The sequence below is a fragment of the Acidobacteriota bacterium genome (genome assembly GCA_016715115.1).
Classification (GTDB): domain Bacteria; phylum Acidobacteriota; class Blastocatellia; order Pyrinomonadales; family Pyrinomonadaceae; genus JAFDVJ01.
Map to the genome: position 1 here is coordinate 281,476 of JADKBM010000004.1, position 18,800 is coordinate 300,275.

Consider the following 18,800-nt stretch of genomic DNA (forward strand, 5'->3'; position numbering starts at 1 on the left):
CGAATTCTAACGGAGCCGTCACCGGAACGAACGAGCTCGACCCGTTGGGGCGCACGGTCGATTCAAGCGGCGCTTACAATTACGACGGAACGAACGATTACGGTGTTCCCGCGGCGGGATTCTATACTCCCGGAAGCGTTCCCGGAGTTTGCGGTACGACGTTCGGGGTTTCGATGTCCTGCGGGATCGTGCGTGGAACCGGGATTCACGAGCGGGGCATTCAGGAGAGGATTGCGGACAATCCCTGGTCGCTAGACAATGCCGCGATCCAACGTTTCGAAGATCTTAGAGGGATGGTTGATCGCGGCATTCCAATCGGAGGGCCTCCTGAATATGCGATGTGGGAGAGAATCGCTGCGAGTGCGACGTTCTGGAACAACTTGGCGCGGGGATTTGTTGAAATTCCCGAGTCTTTTCTGGAAAAGACGGAGGAAGGAACATTGGTGGTACAGACGGGCACCCGGGAGCAACGACTTTTTGACGAGGCGGTCGTTGAAGTTCGCAGGATTCTGCAAGACCCGAACTCAAGTTGCAACAAGCTCTTTGGCATGTTTGGATTGAAGGCGTTCGACGAGATGATCCGCAACGTCAAGTTTGATGAACTCTCCAATCAAAATACTGGAATAACGATGAAGCTCAATTACCCGGTTTATGGCAGAGAGCGGCCAGTCGTTGGTACGCTTGGCGATGGAAATTACTACTGGCATTTTTCGCCGGATGAAGTTGTCGTAAATACAGATGGCCCATTCTTTCGGAAGGATAGAAGCCCTATCGGGAATTACGCATCCGGCTCGTTGCAGAGCCGGGTGTTGCAGCTTCTTCATGAGTTGGGTCACGTTACAATAGTCGGATTCTCGACACGCGGTCTCAAGAAGGACATCAGGAAACGCGGTTTTGTTAGGGCCGAGGCTTTGTTGCGAGAGGACGGAAAGAATTCACGCAAAAGCCGCAAAAATACCGACGAGGTTCTTCGTCATTGCAGAGCAGAGATTGAAGCGCTTGGACGATAACGCGCCCGGTTTCCTTATTCTTCGGCTCGCTGAGGTTTTACAATGATAAAGTACGGTTGCTTGATGGTGTATGTATTCGCTTTTGGGATCGCGACCGCCATTGGCCAGAAGCCAATCGGGATTGAAGGCACTGTGGTTGATCAGAATGGTCGACCGATCGCTGATGCATACGTGAGAGTTGTTTATGATCCTACGGATGATGATGGTGGCAGCGATGGACTGGTCGTCGTTTGGCGCACATTTGAGGACGGGTACTTCGGCTTTGAAACCGAATGGAAGCCGCGAAAGCGGATCGTTCTGATCATCGAGTCAAAGCCCGCAGGCGACGCCGATTCACCGATTGATGGCGAAAAGTTGTTCCGGAACGGATTGCATCCGGGTATCGTCATCAAGAGGTACCAACGGGAAGTCTCTCTCGGGAAGATTCGCCGGTTCGTGAGATACGAGAGAGTGCGTTTCGACATTACCGACTGCGGGAAATCGTTTCTGGATAATATCCGGGGCCGCGCGTATTTTCTGAGAATCAAGGACCAACGCAATCGTATTCTGGCGTATTCCAGCATCGCGAGGTCCGCAATCGCGGACAACCGATTTGTGCAGTTGAATCTCCCGCACGGCGAATGGACGGTTGAATTGGTTGAAAGGGAGACCGAAAGAGTAATAGTGCCGTCTCAGAAGGTTCGCGTTGTTCCGTCCGGGAATAAGGACATAAAGATTTCGGCAGAATACTGTAAACAAGCTGTCAACTAATGTAATCCGATGAAGGTAAACGACAAACCCCTTTTTGTATGCCTTGGACTTCTGCTTCTCGTTACCTCTTATTGCGTCATCGGCGCCTACAATTACGACGTAACCGACGACGTTTGATTCGCGAACTATTGGTAGAACGGGCAGGTTTGCGCTGCTCTCGCAATTGCAGTGGACGTATATGAAACAACTAACTGGAATCGTGATTTTGTTGGTTGCCGTTTTTCAAACAACATGCACAATTGAGGACAAAGGCAGGCCGCCGACCCCTATTCGGGATTTCGTGACAGCAGGCGAAAGCGAAGCGTGGATCGTGTTGGCAAAGGGAAACCTGATGCACCTTTCCGACGACAGGAGCGTTACGGAGATTTCGCAGATTGGCGATGCCGTGAGACAGATCTCGTTCATAAGCCGGAGCGAGGGCTGGCTACTTGATTCAAATGGTCAATTCTGGTCGACCTCGAACGGTGGAAACCAATGGATAAAACGGGGGAAAATGGAATCGGACCCGACCAGTGAATTTGGCGGACAATTGGTATTCGCGTCCAAGGAAGCCGGATGGCTAGTCGATGGAACCGCAGTATGGATGACCGGGGACGGTGGAGATTCTTGGGTTGAAGTGTATAGGGAAGATGGAATGAATCGTGGCCAACCCACAAACTACTTTCCGTTAGATGATCGTTCTGGTTGGCTATCTCTGTCTACCGGTGGCCTTTTGAAAACGAGAGATCGAGGCAGCGTCTGGGAAAGTGCTGGCTTAAACACTGACGCTTCGATTCATTCAGTTTTTGCATTCAGCCTCGATGAGTGTTTTGCTCCAGCCTTTGAACGCAAAGGAATCTACGCGACCGTTGACGGCGGAAATAGCTGGAATCAAGCGCTAACACGCGGGCTTGCCGAGAAAATCGGAGTTTCGTCGGTTTCTTTTTCATCGCGTGAAATTGGTTGGGCCATTGGAATTCAGTTTGTGCGTGACCCAAACGCGCCAATGGAGCCAAATGGAATTACGTTGAAAACTGTGGATGGCGGAAAAACCTGGAAACGTGAAACGGATGATTTCTACCGAGTTGCATTCACAAGAGTTAGTTTTACCAGTCCCGAAAATGGATGGCTCGTGAGCGATGACACCGTGTTTCGGACGAATGATGGCGGGCTGACTTGGCACGAGGCATTCCGCGCTCGTTAGTTATGAATCTGAACTCGTCGGGTGATAAATCATGGAAGCTTGCACTCCCTAGAGATAGATATCTAAGAGCTTTCGAGTAACTTTTGCGGCAACTGTCTTGCATCGCGTTGACTCACTTTGATTATTAACATAGCATCCAATTAAGAGTTAAATTCAACTCCATTAGAGGTGTTTAGTTATGAATATTATCCGCGATATACAATCGGTGAGTGTTTTTAAGCGAGATGCTTCAAAAATCCTTAAACAATTAAAGAAAACCAAACAGCCTGTGATCTTGACCGTTAACGGCAAAGCCGATGCCGTCATAATGGATGCGGAAAGCTATCAAAATTTAGTTGAAGCAAAAGAATATGCCGAAACGGTTGCAGTTTTGAAAGAGCGTATAGAAGAACTGAATAGCGGAGTTGAATGCCAAACAATGGAAGAAGTTTTTTCTGAAATTGCCAAGGAATACGGCGTTACGCTTGAAGATTAGATGAAGAATTACAGAGTTGAATTTTTACCCACAGCCAAACATGACTTGCGGACATCATTTCTTTGGGGCGTTAGTGTTTGGGGAAAAACGCAAGCCGGACAGTGGTTAAACAAATTAAATGTAACTTGTAAGAAGCGTCTAAAACAATTTCCAGAATCTTGCCCAATTGCACTCGAAAGTAAGGAGTTTGGCATAACCTTAAGACAACTCGTGATAGATCGCTACCGGGTAATTTTTACTATCCAGGAAGATTCATTCTTTGTTCATGGGAGCACTAACGGATGGGGCTCAGCGGGATGCATCGATGTCGGATCTGGTGCGAATTGTGAAGGCGTTCTTAAGAAATTGGAGGAAAGACGGACACCCATACTGCTTTACGTAAGTTATGACTGCAATCCGTGGGAGCAACCTTGGACAAAGCGAAAGACTCAATAGAATTGTAGGGTGCCGTGGCAGAGAATATGAAGAAGATCATCATGTTTCTAATCCTCGTTTTGGGCGGACTCATCGCCGAACGACTAATTGTCGCCGAATATGTCCGCTTTCTGGAATGGGATCTGCGGCTTGAGCAGGCTCAACGTCAACTAAAAGAAGGGATGAGCGAGGGCGACGTCAACCGGATACTTCTTCTCCCGGCTGATGAAGTTCGTTCAGACATTGACGGTAACGGGACATATGCGAAGATTTGGTCCGCGAAACGCCATGTAGGTCCATTGCATGAATGGCTCGGGCTCGAAGCACGCGACGAGAAGAGTTATATGGAATTAATTCTTAGATTTGACAAGAATGGAATTCTGGTCTGGAGATACTACGGCGGTTAGACAAGTTGTCCGCAAGGCGACTTTCGAACGAACTCTGAGTGGCCGCGACCTGAGAAACCGTAGCGCGAAAGGCGGGATTTCCAGATTAGTGTCGAAACATTAATGTTCACAAAACGCACAAACCGACGGATCTTGAGTCGGTAAGATACTGTAAACAAGCTGTCAACTAATGTAATCCGATGAAGGTAAACGACAAACCCCTTTTTGTATGCCTTGGACTTCTGCTTCTCGTCTTGGGACGATAGAAACAGAGAGCCGATAGAGCTACCAGATGCAACGGTTTCCACCGGAATCATTAAGAGACAGTAATCTCCGAAGTTCAAATCGGAAGAGAATTGAGGTATGTGATCGATATGCGAGTTGACAAAATTGTGAAGGATCCGTTTCGAGCACCTCTTTGCGCGGTCATTGCTTTGGCATTCTGCGGATGTTGTTTCGCCCAAAGCGATGGGCGCGGACGGATTGGCGAGGTGAGAGTGACGATCGCATTGTCTTTTGCTTCAGAATCGAATGAACAGCCATATAAGGTTTTTCTTCAAGGACGACAGAAATTGCGGAGGCTAACATACGACGGGCGTGACTCTGAGAAAAATGAGGCTTCCGATATGCTCGGCTATGAAACCGGTGATCTGAAGTTCAAGGACCGTTACCGGATACGCGTATCGCCGGGCATTTACAGAATCATCATCAAAGGGTTCGAGAATTACCGATTCGCGAATTTCCGTGTCTCCGATGGCGAAACAACCAAGTTTCAAATTAACGAAGATCGTTTTGCGTGGGATACGATATGTCACGGAAGTGTCTTGATCTTGAAGACGATCGACAATCTGGAACCTCGTTCCCGGCAGGAAAGAAGGTACAGATCGCGTCCGTATCGACCGGTTTCGACCGACCGCATTTTGCTTGAAGCTCCATTTGAATTTGTCGTACGACACTGCGGCAAGAAGAACAAAGGGAGCAGGACTTTCTACAAATCGGCCGAAGTTAACTACCGGAACGTTTTCATAGACGCAGAAGATCTGGTTGTCGACAGAAGGTCCTTTATTCTTGAAGCGATGGGAAGTGAACAGATTCCGGTCAAAGTCCGGTTTGCAGACGATGACATCAAACAGTTTCGAAGAGTCAAAATCGATCTCAGAAGTCTGACGATTCTCGAAGATCATCCGCTTGGTTCTGGCTAGCTTCTCGTGAGACAGAATGTACCTATTCGACCCAGTATGTTCAGTCTGATTCGATGGGAAACAGCACGTTTGAAACCGATGCTAGCGGCAATGTCATCAGTTGAGTTGAAACGGACCCATTGGGAAATCTCGGTCAATCGTTTGACCCGCAATATCCGAATCCAATGAAGTCCGGTTTGCAAGTCGCGATTACGAGTCTCCTAGTATGTGTGATTGCTTTGGCGTCATTCGGTTGCCGGACCGGTCCGGGGTCGCGGGAGTTCGATGAGATCGAACTCCTGCCGGAGTCCGAGAGATTTTCCAAGTTCGCATCCTATCCGATGAATGTGCAGATCGATATTTTTCTTGATTCACAGAAAAATCCGTACGGCAAAAGCCACACGTATCAAGGATTTATGGTGCAAACGGGCGCGGCGGATCCCGCGCCGATCGTCAAACGTATCGAAAGTGAGAACGACATTTGGCACCAGTCCAGTCTGATTTGGGTGCTGGAAATCATTGATGAGAAGTGTTCTTGTGTGAGCTCGAATCCTGATTATTTGTCGAGACTGAGGAAAGTGGAAACGACTCAGAAAGACACCGACCCCGAATCGGTCAGGATCTCGAAGAGGTTCTATGAGGCTGAATTGAAGATTCTGGAGTCGCGACGCGATCGTTAAGTAAACTGCTACGTGAAACGCGCAGATTGGAGTGGTCAAGTTTTTGAGACACGGTGCTTTATGTATGATTCCGATTGTATTGCTGGCGGGCTTGTTCAACGCCTGTGACGTCGAGCCCGCGAACGGCTCATCCAGCGATGCCAATCGCGTCGTTGAAGTCGCCGAGATCCCTTATTGTGACCTTGTCGCGAATCCGACAAAGTGTGACGGAAAGACTGTCGTTGCCACCGGCACGCTTTTTATCGCCTTCCCTGGCGGAGCTTGGATGAATGGTCCCGAATGCGAGAATGACAATTTTACCGCGGCAGCTTTCGCGGCCAATGAGCAGGTTGGTGAGTCTTTTGCCAAGAATAGCTGGCAAACGGACAGAATCTTGCGCACCAAATCGTTGCGGGTAAGGATTCGCGGCCGATTCTTGAATCGACCTCCCGAGAAGTCTTCGAATCAACTGGCGAAGTATCAGGTTTGGATCGAGGAAGTTATCGAGGCAACGCCGTCACCCGAATAAACCGCTCTGTTGAGATGAGTGGGATGACCCGATGACAGAGCTGTTACGATTATGGGGTGTTGCTTGGGATCGAGAAGCAATTAGCCGGCCCGGTCGATCCGCGAAAATCTCGCGCCCGCAGTTTTTTGTTACTGCCGATACAACTAAATCCGAAAAACGCGCACCAATAGAGACGCCGGAGGTTTTTATGAAATTCCTGTTTGTCGTCGCTTTTGTACTATCGTGCGCCTTGTTCGGGTTCGCGCAATCCGATACATCGGGCATTGAGATTTACGTCGCGAAGGACAACGGTGACGGCAAAGCGGGTGATCCGGTCGAGGCCTTTTCGAGTTCCGACGTGCCGATCTACTGCATCGTAACACTCAGCTCGGTCAAAGCGACGACCGTCAAGATGAACTTCATCGCCGTCGGCGTCAAGGGAGTCAAGCCCGAAACCAAGGCTTTCTCAACCAGTTACACTACAAACGGCAAGGAGAATCAGGTGAACTTTACCGGCAAGCCGGGTGGCGACGCGTGGGTCGCCGGAACCTATCGGATCGACATCTACGTCGACGGCCAGCTTGCGGGAAGCAAAGCTTTCCCGATCACCGGAGCGACGGCCATGCCGGCCGCGCAGACGAATTTCACCGAGTCCAAACCGAAACCGAAGCCCCGGAGGTCGAAAAAACCATAGATCAGCGTTAGAATTTAAGTACAAGTTCAATTTAAGGAGTTGAAGAAAGTGTTATGAAAGCCAAGCTCCTGACCCTGATCGTACTTTTTGTCGCCGTCTTCGCCGTCCGGGCCAACGACGGCGTTTTTTATGCTTCGGGCGGAACGCTCGTTCCGCTGCAGGAAACGCGGATCGCGCTTCGCAAGGAGGTCCTGAAGTTCTATGTCGTCGATCACGGCTACGCCCGCGTCGAGGTCGATTTCGAGTTCTACAATCCGTCGGCCGCGCGAACGCTGACGGTCGGTTTCGTGACACCGCCTTCGGACGGCGATTTCGAGGAATCGAAGACCGGACATCCGTTCATCACCGAATTCACGGTCGATATCAACGGACGGACGATCCCGTATCGTATGAAACGGCTCGCGCAGACATCGTTCAAGAAAGGCAACATCAACGTCTCAGGCCGCGACTGGGTTTACTATTTCCAGGCGACCTTCAAGAAGGGCGTCAACAGGATTCGTCACACGTACCGTTTTCGGGGATCCGTAAGCGTTGAAATGCAGCGCGAATTCGATTATCAGATCACGACGGGAAAGCGTTGGGCCAATCGTCGGATCGATGATTTCGAGCTCCAGATCCACCCGGACAATGGAATTTATATGATCATCGCTTCGTTCCAGAAGAACGGAACGCCCGCCGGATGGAAGATCATCGGCGACGGAACGATGCCGGCCGAAACGCGCGGCCGATTCTCGGACGACGGACCGAAGATCCGTATGTTTCACCTGAACAGCGGCTATCTTCAGTTCAACGCGAAGAACTTCAAACCCGACAACGATCTGTTCTTCGGCGAGTACAACTGGCCGGCGGGCTGGACAAGTGTCTGGTGCGGATTCGGCCGGGAATGCGCGGAACGCGAATCGCTCGAAAAGGTCGCCCGCTACTTTCATATGAATCCGTATGACGGAATTCTTGACGAGGATTTTGAAGCGCTCTCCGCAAAAGAGGTCAAATTCGTGCGGAACTATTACTTCGCGCTTCGCGGACTGCCGTTTCGCGACCCTGAACTCCGCCGATTCTACGAGAGGTTCTTCTGGTATCGGCCGATCGAATCGTTGAAAACGACCGATGTCCGCCTCAGCAAGGCCGAAGACGCGTTTCTGCGGAAAGTCGCGGCGTTTGAGGAGAAACGCAAAAACTGAGCGCGAAGTTTGAATGAACGGACCGAACGATTTAACCTAGGTGCATTATGAGAATTCGTGTTGCACTGCCGGTTATCCTTTTTTTGTTCGCAGCGGTCCTTGCGGCCCCGGCGCAGAAGTTCGCCGAAGACATCCATTCTTACGCCGAACCGAATGCGGTCCACGTGGTGAGCGTTGCTCTCGATTGGACGGTTTCGTTCGAAGAAAAGTCGATCAAGGGTTCGGCGACGTTGACCATCGTCAGAACCGACCCGAACCGGCCGCTGATTCTCGACACCCGCGACCTCAAGATCGAACGCGTCGAAACTTCGCCCGTATACTCGGGGGATTTTACCGGCACGACCTTTGAACTCGCGCCCGCCGACAAGATCCTCGGCTCGAAGCTGACGGTTCAACTCCCGGCGGTCGCCAAGCGTGTTCGCGTTTTCTATTCGACCAGTCCGACGGCGTCGGGACTGCAATGGCTTTCGCCCGAACAAACGGCGGGCAAGAAGCAGCCCTTTATGTTCTCTCAGGCGCAGGCAATCCACGCGCGGTCGTTCATCCCGATCCAGGACTCGCCGCAGATCCGTGTCACCTATTCGGCGCGTGTCAGGACGCCGCGGAATCTTCTCGCGGTGATGAGCGCCGCCGGAAACCGCCAGACAAAGGGCCGCAGCGGCGACTACGGCTTTTTGATGTCTCACTCGGTGCCGCCGTATCTGATCGCGATCGCGGTCGGCGACCTCAGTTTCAAAAGCCTCGGGCCGCGCACCGGCGTCTACACGGAACCGTCGATGATCGCCAAGTCCGCTTACGAACTCGCCGACACCGAAAAGATGGTGACGGCGACCGAGAAGATCTATGGGCCGTATCGCTGGAAACGCTACGATCTGCTCGTGCTTCCGCCGAGTTTCCCGTTCGGCGGAATGGAAAACCCGATGCTGACCTTTGCGACGCCGACGATCCTCGCGGGCGACCGCAGTCTCGTCTCGCTCGTCGCGCACGAACTCGCGCATTCGTGGTCGGGAAATCTCGTGACCAACGCGACGTGGCGCGATTTTTGGCTTAACGAGGGCTTCACGACGTATCTCGAACGCCGCATCATCGAGGCCGTTTACGGCGAAAAGCGCCGCGAAATGGAGGCGATGCTCGGCAAACGGACGCTGCTTTCCGAACTTGCCGAACTGCCGCAGTCGGACCAGATCCTGCATATCGATCTCGCCGGGCGCGACCCCGACGAGGGAATGACGAACGTCGCCTACGAAAAAGGCGCGCTATTTTTGAGATTTCTCGAAGAGAAGTTCGGACGTGCCGAGTTTGACCGCTTCGTCAAAGGTTATTTCGATGCGCACGCGTTCAAGTCGATCACGACCGAAACGTTCGCCGCGTATCTGGACAAGAATCTGCTTTCGGTTCGGCCGGGAATCGTCTCGCGCGCGGACGCGGACGCTTGGATGACGCAGCCGGGCTTGCCTTCGAACGCGCCGGACCCGCAATCGGAGAGTTTCGCACGTGTTGCGGCGCAGGCGAACGAGTATCTTGCAGGAAAGCTCAAACTGAAAGCGATCGCCACCAAGGCCTGGACGACGCAAGAATGGCTTCAGTTTCTGAAGACGATGCCCTCGGATCTCGATTCGACGAAGATGGCCGAGCTCGACAAGGCGTTCGGATTCACGAAGATCGGCAACTCGGAGGTTTCGTTCCAGTGGTTGTTGATGTCGATCCGCAGCGACTATCGGCCCGCCGTCCCGCGTCTCGAGGAATTCCTGACAACGATCGGCCGCCGCAAATTCGTCCGTCCGCTGTACACCGAACTCGTCAAAACCCCGGGCGGACTGAAACTCGCTTGCTCGATCTATTCCAAGGCGCGTCCGGGTTATCATCCGATCACGCAATCGTCGGTCGATGCGATCGTTAAATGCAATTAGTCCCGCGTTTGGAGTTCGCTTGGAGTTCCGTCTTCAGGCGGCGTACGCTGAAGTAAGTTGTCTTGGGCCGAAGACGGGCCGCCTGAAGGCGGAACTCCAAACGGAACTCCAAACGGAACTCCGAACGGCTCGCTTCCGTATTAGTTTTCCGGAGACCCATCTATCTATGTATTGTCCAAGCTGCGGGTTAAACGACTCGAATTCCAATCAGTTTTGCCGCGCGTGCGGAACCAATCTGGCGCCGGTGCGGACGGCGGTCGAAAGAACCGACAACGTGACGCAATCGGCGGTGACCGCGCGTGACGAGATCGGCCGCGCGATCGCCGCGCGAATCCGCCAGACGCAAACGGCAAAAGATTTGAAAGTAGTTGCCGAAGAGGTTCTGCCGGAGATCGAGAAGTTTCTCGAATCGCCGGAAGAGAAACGTCTCCGGCGGCTCCGGTCTGGAATCATAACGGGTTCGATCGGACTCGGTGTTGCGCTCGCGTTCGGAATCATCTCCGCGTTCCGGGACAAAGAGGAGTTTCTGATGCTCGCGGCGCTCGGGCTCGTTACGTTTTTCATCGGCCTGAGCTTTTTCATAAACGCGATGTTTGCCAGCATTCCGCGAAAATCGTTTGACGACCGATCGCCCGATGCCGATCGTCAAAGGGAGCTCGACGGAAACGCAAACGATCTGGCTCTGCCCGAAGCGCGGCAGCAATTTGTTTCGGTCGTTGAAGACACGACCCGCAATCTGACCAAGCGCTGAACGAAAAAAAGCCTCCGGATCTCTCCGAAGGCTTTTTTCTTCAACGATTTCTCGTTAAATCCTACCAGCGCGAACCGCCGCCGCCGTAACCGCCGCGACCGCCGCCACCGCCACCGCGGTTTCCGCCGCCGCCACGATTTCCGCCGCCGCCGGCGTTTTCACGCGGCTTGGCTTCGTTGACGATCAGTTCACGACCGTCGATCTCTTTGCCGTTCATCACGGTGATCGCCTGACGGCCTTCTTCCTTGCTCGACATCTCGACAAACGCAAAGCCGCGCGAACGGCCGGTTTCACGATCTTCGATAACGTTGGTCGATTCGACCGTTCCCACTTCGCCGAACATTTTTTCAAGATCGCCGGCGGTCGTGTTGAACGACAGATTTCCTACGTAGAGTTTCATTGACATAATAATTTACCTTTTCCCCGGATCGGGGAACATCAAAAGAAGTGTCGAATCGAATTGGACTTCAAAGGAAAACGGTCAGCCTGCGAAGTATCGGGTTTCGGATGCTCAAACTTTCAAGAGCGACTTCTATAACTATGAACCAGCCTGCTCTCTCAAACTTATCCTAAAACCGTCTTAGACGAGCCATCAAAAATGATGCAAGAGAAGGATTAACATTTCAAGAATCCGCTATTTGCCCAGACAGTGCAAACGGCGTTTTACGTTTTCGTGATTTCCCACGGTTCGCGGAGTCAGTTTCCGATGATTTTTTTTTCAATCGTTGATGGTATGGCGTTTACGGGCTCACCGCAGTTCCCCGTTCTTAGAGGAGCTGATCTCGATTCATATCGCCGCGATTAAGAGGGCCCTCAGCACCAACTGCGGCGGTGGATGGTTGTATATTGGACGCCGGGTTTTCTGGCTCGAAAATTCATCGCAAACCAACCGCTACCGCAGTTGGTACTGACTGATGCATCGACAGCGCCGTCAACTCGCTGGGCAGTTGTGACATAGTCTCTGAAGAGTTACGCGTGTTACACACGCTTTGGAAGTCGGCGCGACAGCCACCACGTTCCGCTTCGCCTCACGTGGTGCTATCGCAAGTTCGCGTGCTCCGCACGCTTTAAGAAGCAAGTCAAACGGCTTCTTCCGACAGGCTTTAGTGGCAATACATTCGACGGTTTCGCGGTCGTTCAGACATCGGCACTTTTCTTGAATCAAAAGCGTTTGGGAGATTGGCCTCAGCAAAGAATATCCCGTTTCGTCGTTATTCGACCGATCGCTTGACCGCGAGAAACGCCAGGCACCGTTCGCCTCTTCTTAACGCTTGCGCGAACCCCTCCGATTTGTCCTCTTGCGCGATTTTTCGAGTGTTTCGCTAACGATCGACCTCGTAGCGCGCAGTCGGTATTGAAACCGAACCTGTTGCCGAAACATTTTCTCGCCTAATACGCGATCGGAGGCGTCTAATCCTTCAGAACGTTTGCGCCCTTCACGGCGAAAGGAATTTGGGTCCGACGAGGTAAACCGATATGAAAAGGAATAATTCATTGATTCATCAACTGACTGCATTGGCTCTGGTCGCGGCGCTCGCGGCGCCGCTCTTCGCCTTTGGCGCCGATACCAAAGGCAATAAGGTTAAATCACTCACCGAAGATCAGAAGATCCTCCACGTGTTGAACCGCCTCGGATTCGGAGCGCGCCCCGGCGATATCGAGAAAGTGAAAGCGTTGGGAATCAAGGCCTATATCGACAAGCAGTTGGACGCCGCCGCGATTCCCGATTCGATCGCCGATTCGAAGGTCAAGGGAATTGAGGTTTTCAATATGTCGACGGCCGAGATTTTCGCGAAGTATCCGAATCCGGGCGCGCTGCTTCGAATGCTCGATGGAAATCAGGCCAACCAGAACAACGCGGAGGAAATGAACGAACAGCAGCGCCGTGAACGTCAGCAGAAACTTCGCGATTATTACGTGAAATACGATCTGAAGCCGGCCGCGCAGCTAGTTCCGCAGATCAGCGCGAATCGCGTCCTGCGCGCGGTTTACTCGGAACGTCAGCTTCAGGAAGTGATGGTCGATTTCTGGCAGAACCACTTCAACGTCTTTGCCGGGAAGGCAGCCGTCCGCTGGTACATTCCGTCATACGAACGCGACGTCATCCGCAAAAACGCGCTCGGCAATTTCAAGGACCTCGTCGTCGGAACGGCACAGCATCCGGCGATGCTCTTTTACCTGGACAACTTCGAGAACGTTTCGCCGACCGCGAACGTCAATCAGCGCGGCGGACTGACGGAGCGTCAGCAAACTATGCTCCGAAACGGAAATCTGACGCCGCAGATGCGTCAGCGGATCAAACAGCGGACGGGCGCGACCGATGCCGAAATCGACGCCCGCATCAAGCAGATGCGTGACAACCCGAACCAACAGATGCCGCAGCAGCAAAGGCGCGGATTGAACGAAAACTACGCCCGCGAACTGATGGAGTTGCACACGCTCGGGGTCGACGGCGGCTATACGCAGCAGGACATTATCGAGGTCGCGAAGGCATTTACCGGTTGGACGATCGCCGATCCGCGCGGCTATAGGAGCGCTGCGGCGAACGAGATCAAAGGACAGGAAAACCGCAGATTGGAGAGGCTGCAACGGATGGCGGGAGTTCCCGACGATCTCGAGTCGGGCGAGTTCTATTTCAACGATCGCCTGCACGAAAAAGGTGCGAAAAACGTGCTCGGCCAAAAAATCGACAACGGCGGGATCAAGGATGGATTGAAGGTGATCGACATCCTCGTCAGCCATCCTTCGACCGCCCGGTTCATCGCGAGGAAACTGGCCGTCAAGTTCGTCAGCGACAAGCCCGACGAGCAACTGGTCACCCGCGTCGCCAAAGCCTTTCAGGATTCGAACGGCGACATCAAAACGACGCTCAAGGCGCTTTTTAACGACCGCGAGTTTTTCGCCGCCGAAAACTATCGCGCCAAGATCAAGACGCCGTTCGAACTCGCGATCAGCGCAATCCGGACGATCGGCGCCGAAACAAACGGCAGCCCGGCGGTCGTTGCGATGCTCCAGAAACTCGGCGAGGTTCCCTACGGATATCAAGCGCCGACAGGCTATCCCGACACCGCCGAAGACTGGGTCAATACGGGCGCGCTGCTCGAACGGCTCAATTTTTCGGTCGCGCTGGCGAGCAATCGGATTCCCGGAACACGCGTAGATCTGAAACGGTTCGAATCCGTGTCGAAGACGACGATTCTTGAAAAGACGCTGGAAACGGTGCTCGACAGCGACGTGTCGGCGAGCACGAAACAGACTTTGATGAAACAGATCGAACAGCCTTTGCCGGACGTGAAAGCTCCGAACGAGATCGACGAAGAACTCGAGCTTTCGAATATGCGCGGCCAAGGGCAGGGGAACCGCAATCGCCAGACGCGTCTGCTGCCGCCGAGCGGGAACCCGGAAGTCTTCAAGATCGTCAGCCTCGTGCTCGGAACACCCGAGTTCCAGCGGCAGTAAGTTAAACAGAGGGCGAGAAGCTTGAGAAGAAATCTTCGCTTCTTGCCCTCTTTTCGTATCAAAAATGAACAAGATCTTGCTGTTAGTGACGGTGCTCGTGGCCGCGAACGTGGTGTCGGCGCAGCGTTCGCGCGTCTATTCGATCAGTCCGAACGCGGTTCAAACTGGAGCGCAGAACCTGCCGATTGTCGTAAACGGTTCGAATTTCTCAAAGCGCTCGGTGGTTCGTTTGAACGGAGTTGACCTCGACACATATTTCGTCGCGTGGAACCGTCTGCGCGCCGTGGTCCCGGCGAATGTGGTCGCATCTGCCGGCAGCCTGCAGGTGTCGGTCGTCTCGAAAGGACGCCCGTCGAATTCGTTGAGCTTGAACGTATCAAACACGAGCGTCGGAAACTACGACTGGACCGCGCTCAGCGGAACGCTGCAAAGTCACGTTCCGTCGACCGTTCCCGGCTTGACGATGATGATCTCGCGCCACGGGCGGGTGATCTATTCGCAGGCGTTCGGCAGTCAGACGGTCAACACGATCCTCCCGCTTGCTTCCGCGACCAAGATGCCGTCAATGACCGCGATAATGACGCTCGTTGATTCGGGTTTGCTGAACCTCGACGCTCCGGTCACGACCTACCTCAACGGTTTCGTGAACGTACCCGCGGACAAGGCGAATTTGACGATGCGGATGCTGATGAACCATACGTCGGGGCTTTCAGGAACCGCGGATGCGTCGTGCCTCGACGACCGCACCACGACGTTGCAGTTATGCGCGCAGCAGATCCTCAATTTACCGCTGTCGTACACGCCCGGAACAAGATTCGATTACGGCGGCAATTCGATGCAGCTTGCCGGCTACGTCGCCGAGGTCATCGCCGGGCAGAGCTGGAACCAGTTTTTCGCGCAAAAAGTTGGCAATCCGCTCGGACTGACTCGATACACCTACACGAACACCCAGAATCCGCGCGTTCCCGGCGGCGCGTTCTCGGACGTTTCGGATTACACCCGGATCCTGCAGATGTATCTCGCAAACGGCACATTCGGCGTCAATCGAATCATCGCGAACGGCACTTACTACGAAATGCAGACCGATCAGCGGCGCGGGCTGACGGCGCTCAACAATCCGGGCGGAAATCGTTTGACCGGCTATAGTTACGGCTGGTGGCACAGCGATCCGGCATATCTTCGCAGCCAGCCGGCGCCGACCACGCCGGGTCCCGAACTCAGCGACCAGGGCGCGTTCGGATGCACGCCATGGATCGATTTCGAGCACAATTATACGGCGATCATCCTCGTCAACAGCAACGTCCCGACGGCGACTGTGATCTGGAACGATGTCCGACCGCTGTTCGTCGCGCAAATGCAAAATAATCCGTGAGTTAGGAGTTCCGTCGGGATCAAAGCGCAACCTTGTACGCGATCACATTCGGGCGCGAGGCGATGAAGACTTGATCCTTGTCGTCGATCGCTATTCCGAAGGCCTGTTTCGTCTTGAAGTCATTGAGATAGTTTCCGTTCGAATCGAAGATCGAAACCCGTTCGATTTCGCAAACATACAACCGCCCCTGCGAGTCGATGGCGACATCGTTCGGCCGCCCGCCAAACATCCCCTTTGCCGAGCGGTTTGAAGGACTTTCAGGGCGCCCGCCAAAGCGCGTCAGGAGCTTTCCGTCCGGAGAGAGTTTGAAGATCGCGTAGTTCCGGCCGTCAACGACGAACAGATTTCCGGTGCCGTCGACCGCGATATGTTCGATGTAATCCAAATTCAGATCTTTCGCGATCTTGAGAGCGCGGATCTTTTCGCCGTCGGCGCCGAGAACGTGGATCTCGCCCCGCCGCGTCGACACATATAATTTGCCGTCAAGCGCGAGCGTCATATCCGAGGCGTTGTCGACGCGTGTCGTCCCAAGAGTGCCGCCGTTCGCGGAGTCGAAGCGATTTATGTTGTAACCCTGCAAAACAAACAGAGTGCCCTTGCGGTCGACCGCCAGCGCGTCCACCGTCTTATTTGTGTCGGCGGTGACCTGAAGCTGAAACTGCCCGTTTGCGTCAAAAGCCTGTACGCGTCCGGCTGAGTAGTCCGCCGAGAAAATGCGTCCGTCCGGGGCGACCGCGACCGTCCGATTGTCTTTGAATTTGCCGGCGCCGATTCCCTCTCCGCCGAATCTCAGGATTTCGGCCGCGATCGACGGCGAATCTTCTTTCCCGCCGGGTTTGATCTCACGAACCGGTGTGGCGGGCGCCGAAGAATTTGGAACGGAATCGAGCGCACGGTCCACGGTCCGCGAGACCATATAGAAAGCGAAAACGATTGCGCCGATGATGATAATCGCGGTCACGAGAAACACCCCGGCTATCGATCCGCCGACGCCGAGCGCGACCTTTTTGACGGTGTTTCCGTCGACCGCGACACGGATCGGCGCCTTCCCGGTCGAAACGCTCATTCCCGAAAGATCGACGCTCTCGCCGCGTTCAAGCGCTTCGACCGCGTTCTTCGCTTCGGCCAGACCGACGCCGAACGTTTCGCGAAACACCTTGATCGCCTCGATCTTCCGGCCATTCTGGATCAAGCCCTGGATCTCGGCGATCTTCAGCGCCTTGCCGGTGAGCGAAGAGAGATCGCCGAAGTCCAGCGCGCCGACGCGACCGAAGAAACTCGAGCTGCGCACCACGCCGGTCGGCGCGATCACGCTGCTGCCGCAGAATTTGCACTTCTGCATCGTTTTTCCTTCATATTCGAGCGGGGCCGAACAAGATGGACATTTGAATGTTTCCGCCATAACAAAATCACTTTGAATTGAAGCCTTTCGATTATAAACTTAGTTTGGTATTAGCTAAATTTTAAGGACTCGATTTATGAAAAATTTTGCGTTGATCGGATTTATCATTGTCGCGCTCACCGGTTCGGTTTTTAGTCAGAAGAAGACCACCGCAAAGGTCGATCATTCGAAGGAAGTCCGCGCGGTTTTTGACATTCTCATTGAGGGAATCAAGAGCTCTGATGTCGAAAAAGTGATGTCGGTCTATGAGAAAAGCGACCGCACGTTGTTTTTCAACAACAACGGTTCGGCGACGATAGGCTGGGAAACGATGCGCGCGAACCGCGAACGGCTTTATTCAAAGACGACGAACGTGACGCTCGAAACGACCGGCGTCCGCGTCGAGATCCTCAGCCCGACAACCGCCTATGTTTCCTGCAAATGGAAGCAAACGCAGGATTTCGACGGCAAGGCCGAAAGCGCTTCGGGGCGAATGACGCTGGTCTTCAAGAAGATCGGCAAGGATTGGAAGGTCGTTCACCTGCACACGTCGCCGGATATGCCGGACGCGAACCGGCCGGTGATGCCGTCGGAACGCACGACGCCGACCCCCAACTCGGTCTCGTACATCAATATTTCGTTTGGCGCCGAAAGCCAGCTTTCGTTGGCGAAGTACAAGCGGCTCAAAACCGGAATGTCGTACCGTGCGGTCGTTTCCATCCTCGGCTCGGAAGGTGAAGTAACTTTTTCCGAGACAGTGGGCAACTACCAGATTCGATCGTACAAATGGGACGGGGGCAACTACCGGATGATTTTCGCGACCTTCACCAATGACAAGATGACCTCGAAAACTCAGGCCAACCTGGATTAGTTCCCTAATGAAAAGTATCACCGTCTTTTGCGGATCAAACAGCGGCTTTCGCAGCGAGTATGCGGAAGCCGCGAAGCGTCTCGGGAATCTGTTCGTCTCGGCGGGCATCCGACTCGTCTATGGCGGCGGCAAGGTCGGGCTGATGGGCGTCATCGCCGACGAGGTAATGCGCGGCGGCGGAACGGTCGTCGGGATCATTCCCGATTCACTCGAGCGAAAGGAAGTCGGCCATCGCGAGGTGACCGAACTCTTGGTCGTCGACTCGATGCACGAACGCAAGGCTAAGATGGCCGAGTTCGCAGACGGATTCATCGCGATGCCCGGCGGAATCGGAACGTTCGAGGAGTTTTTTGAGATCCTGACCTGGGCGCAGCTCGGATTTCACAACAAGCCGTGCGGCATCCTCAATATCGCCGGCTATTACGACGGGCTCCTTGCGCTCTGCGACAACGCCGTGACCGAAGGCTTTCTGCGCCGCGAGCACCGCCAGTTGATCATCGAGGATTCGGACCCGGAACTCCTTTTGTCGAAAATGAAAGAGTTCGAACCGACTCATCTCGAAAAATGGCTCCAAAAGGAAAACCTTTGAACAGTGAGCAGTAAGCGGTGAGCGGT

The 18,800-nt window shown here is 53.7% G+C and carries 18 protein-coding genes; 16 read left to right on the forward strand and 2 right to left on the reverse strand.

Going from position 1 to position 18,800, the window contains the following annotated elements; all coding sequences use genetic code 11:
* Positions 1–173: 173 nt before the first annotated feature.
* From IPN69_03460 to IPN69_03515, 12 genes are all read left to right on the forward strand, one after another.
* Positions 174–1,010: a hypothetical protein gene (locus IPN69_03460; protein ID MBK8809773.1), complete on the forward strand. Its 837-nt coding sequence runs from the start codon at positions 174–176 to the stop codon at positions 1,008–1,010.
* Positions 1,011–1,052: 42 nt separating this feature from the next.
* Entirely contained in the window at positions 1,053–1,760 is a 708-nt protein-coding gene (locus tag IPN69_03465) for a hypothetical protein (GenBank protein MBK8809774.1), read from the forward strand.
* Between the two features lie 178 nt (positions 1,761–1,938).
* The gene (locus tag IPN69_03470) at positions 1,939–2,943 is read left to right on the forward strand and encodes a hypothetical protein (protein MBK8809775.1); all 1,005 of its coding nucleotides are present in this window, start codon (positions 1,939–1,941) and stop codon (positions 2,941–2,943) included.
* A 178-nt stretch (positions 2,944–3,121) separates the two neighbouring features.
* Positions 3,122–3,418: a type II toxin-antitoxin system Phd/YefM family antitoxin gene (locus IPN69_03475; protein MBK8809776.1), complete on the forward strand. Its 297-nt coding sequence runs from the start codon at positions 3,122–3,124 to the stop codon at positions 3,416–3,418.
* A complete protein-coding gene (locus IPN69_03480; GenBank protein ID MBK8809777.1) occupies positions 3,419–3,853 on the forward strand; it encodes a type II toxin-antitoxin system RelE/ParE family toxin in 435 nt (144 codons plus the stop codon).
* Between the two features lie 26 nt (positions 3,854–3,879).
* On the forward strand, positions 3,880–4,239 hold the full coding sequence (locus IPN69_03485) for a hypothetical protein (GenBank protein ID MBK8809778.1): 360 nt from the start codon (positions 3,880–3,882) through the stop codon (positions 4,237–4,239).
* A 551-nt stretch (positions 4,240–4,790) separates the two neighbouring features.
* Positions 4,791–5,420 (forward strand): hypothetical protein, encoded by a 630-nt coding sequence (locus IPN69_03490; GenBank protein ID MBK8809779.1) that lies wholly within the window; start codon positions 4,791–4,793, stop codon positions 5,418–5,420.
* A 723-nt stretch (positions 5,421–6,143) separates the two neighbouring features.
* A complete protein-coding gene (locus tag IPN69_03495; GenBank protein MBK8809780.1) occupies positions 6,144–6,587 on the forward strand; it encodes a hypothetical protein in 444 nt (147 codons plus the stop codon).
* Positions 6,588–6,774: 187 nt separating this feature from the next.
* Positions 6,775–7,260 (forward strand): hypothetical protein, encoded by a 486-nt coding sequence (locus IPN69_03500; GenBank protein ID MBK8809781.1) that lies wholly within the window; start codon positions 6,775–6,777, stop codon positions 7,258–7,260.
* A 53-nt stretch (positions 7,261–7,313) separates the two neighbouring features.
* The gene (locus tag IPN69_03505) at positions 7,314–8,441 is read left to right on the forward strand and encodes a YARHG domain-containing protein (protein ID MBK8809782.1); all 1,128 of its coding nucleotides are present in this window, start codon (positions 7,314–7,316) and stop codon (positions 8,439–8,441) included.
* A gap of 47 nt (positions 8,442–8,488) precedes the next feature.
* Entirely contained in the window at positions 8,489–10,351 is a 1,863-nt protein-coding gene (locus IPN69_03510; protein MBK8809783.1) for a M1 family metallopeptidase, read from the forward strand.
* A gap of 166 nt (positions 10,352–10,517) precedes the next feature.
* Positions 10,518–11,102, forward strand: coding sequence for a zinc ribbon domain-containing protein (locus IPN69_03515; protein MBK8809784.1), 585 nt, complete (start codon positions 10,518–10,520; stop codon positions 11,100–11,102).
* A gap of 61 nt (positions 11,103–11,163) precedes the next feature.
* Here IPN69_03515 and IPN69_03520 read toward each other — a convergent pair whose 3' ends face one another.
* Complete coding sequence (locus tag IPN69_03520) at positions 11,164–11,508, reverse strand: RNA-binding protein (protein MBK8809785.1); 345 nt, start codon at positions 11,506–11,508, stop codon at positions 11,164–11,166.
* A 1,070-nt stretch (positions 11,509–12,578) separates the two neighbouring features.
* Between IPN69_03520 and IPN69_03525 the strand changes: the two genes are divergently transcribed.
* The gene (locus tag IPN69_03525; GenBank protein MBK8809786.1) at positions 12,579–14,561 is read left to right on the forward strand and encodes a DUF1800 domain-containing protein; all 1,983 of its coding nucleotides are present in this window, start codon (positions 12,579–12,581) and stop codon (positions 14,559–14,561) included.
* Between the two features lie 64 nt (positions 14,562–14,625).
* On the forward strand, positions 14,626–15,933 hold the full coding sequence (locus tag IPN69_03530; GenBank protein ID MBK8809787.1) for a beta-lactamase family protein: 1,308 nt from the start codon (positions 14,626–14,628) through the stop codon (positions 15,931–15,933).
* A 19-nt stretch (positions 15,934–15,952) separates the two neighbouring features.
* Here the strand turns inward: IPN69_03530 and IPN69_03535 are convergent, their stop codons facing one another.
* Entirely contained in the window at positions 15,953–17,275 is a 1,323-nt protein-coding gene (locus tag IPN69_03535; GenBank protein ID MBK8809788.1) for a hypothetical protein, read from the reverse strand.
* A 136-nt stretch (positions 17,276–17,411) separates the two neighbouring features.
* On the opposite strand from IPN69_03535, the gene IPN69_03540 reads away from it, so the two are divergent.
* Together IPN69_03540 and IPN69_03545 are read left to right on the forward strand one after the other, a co-directional pair.
* Positions 17,412–18,185 (forward strand): nuclear transport factor 2 family protein, encoded by a 774-nt coding sequence (locus IPN69_03540; protein ID MBK8809789.1) that lies wholly within the window; start codon positions 17,412–17,414, stop codon positions 18,183–18,185.
* Between the two features lie 7 nt (positions 18,186–18,192).
* Positions 18,193–18,774, forward strand: a complete 582-nt coding sequence (locus tag IPN69_03545; GenBank protein ID MBK8809790.1) for a TIGR00730 family Rossman fold protein — start codon at positions 18,193–18,195, stop codon at positions 18,772–18,774.
* Positions 18,775–18,800: the final 26 nt, after the last annotated feature.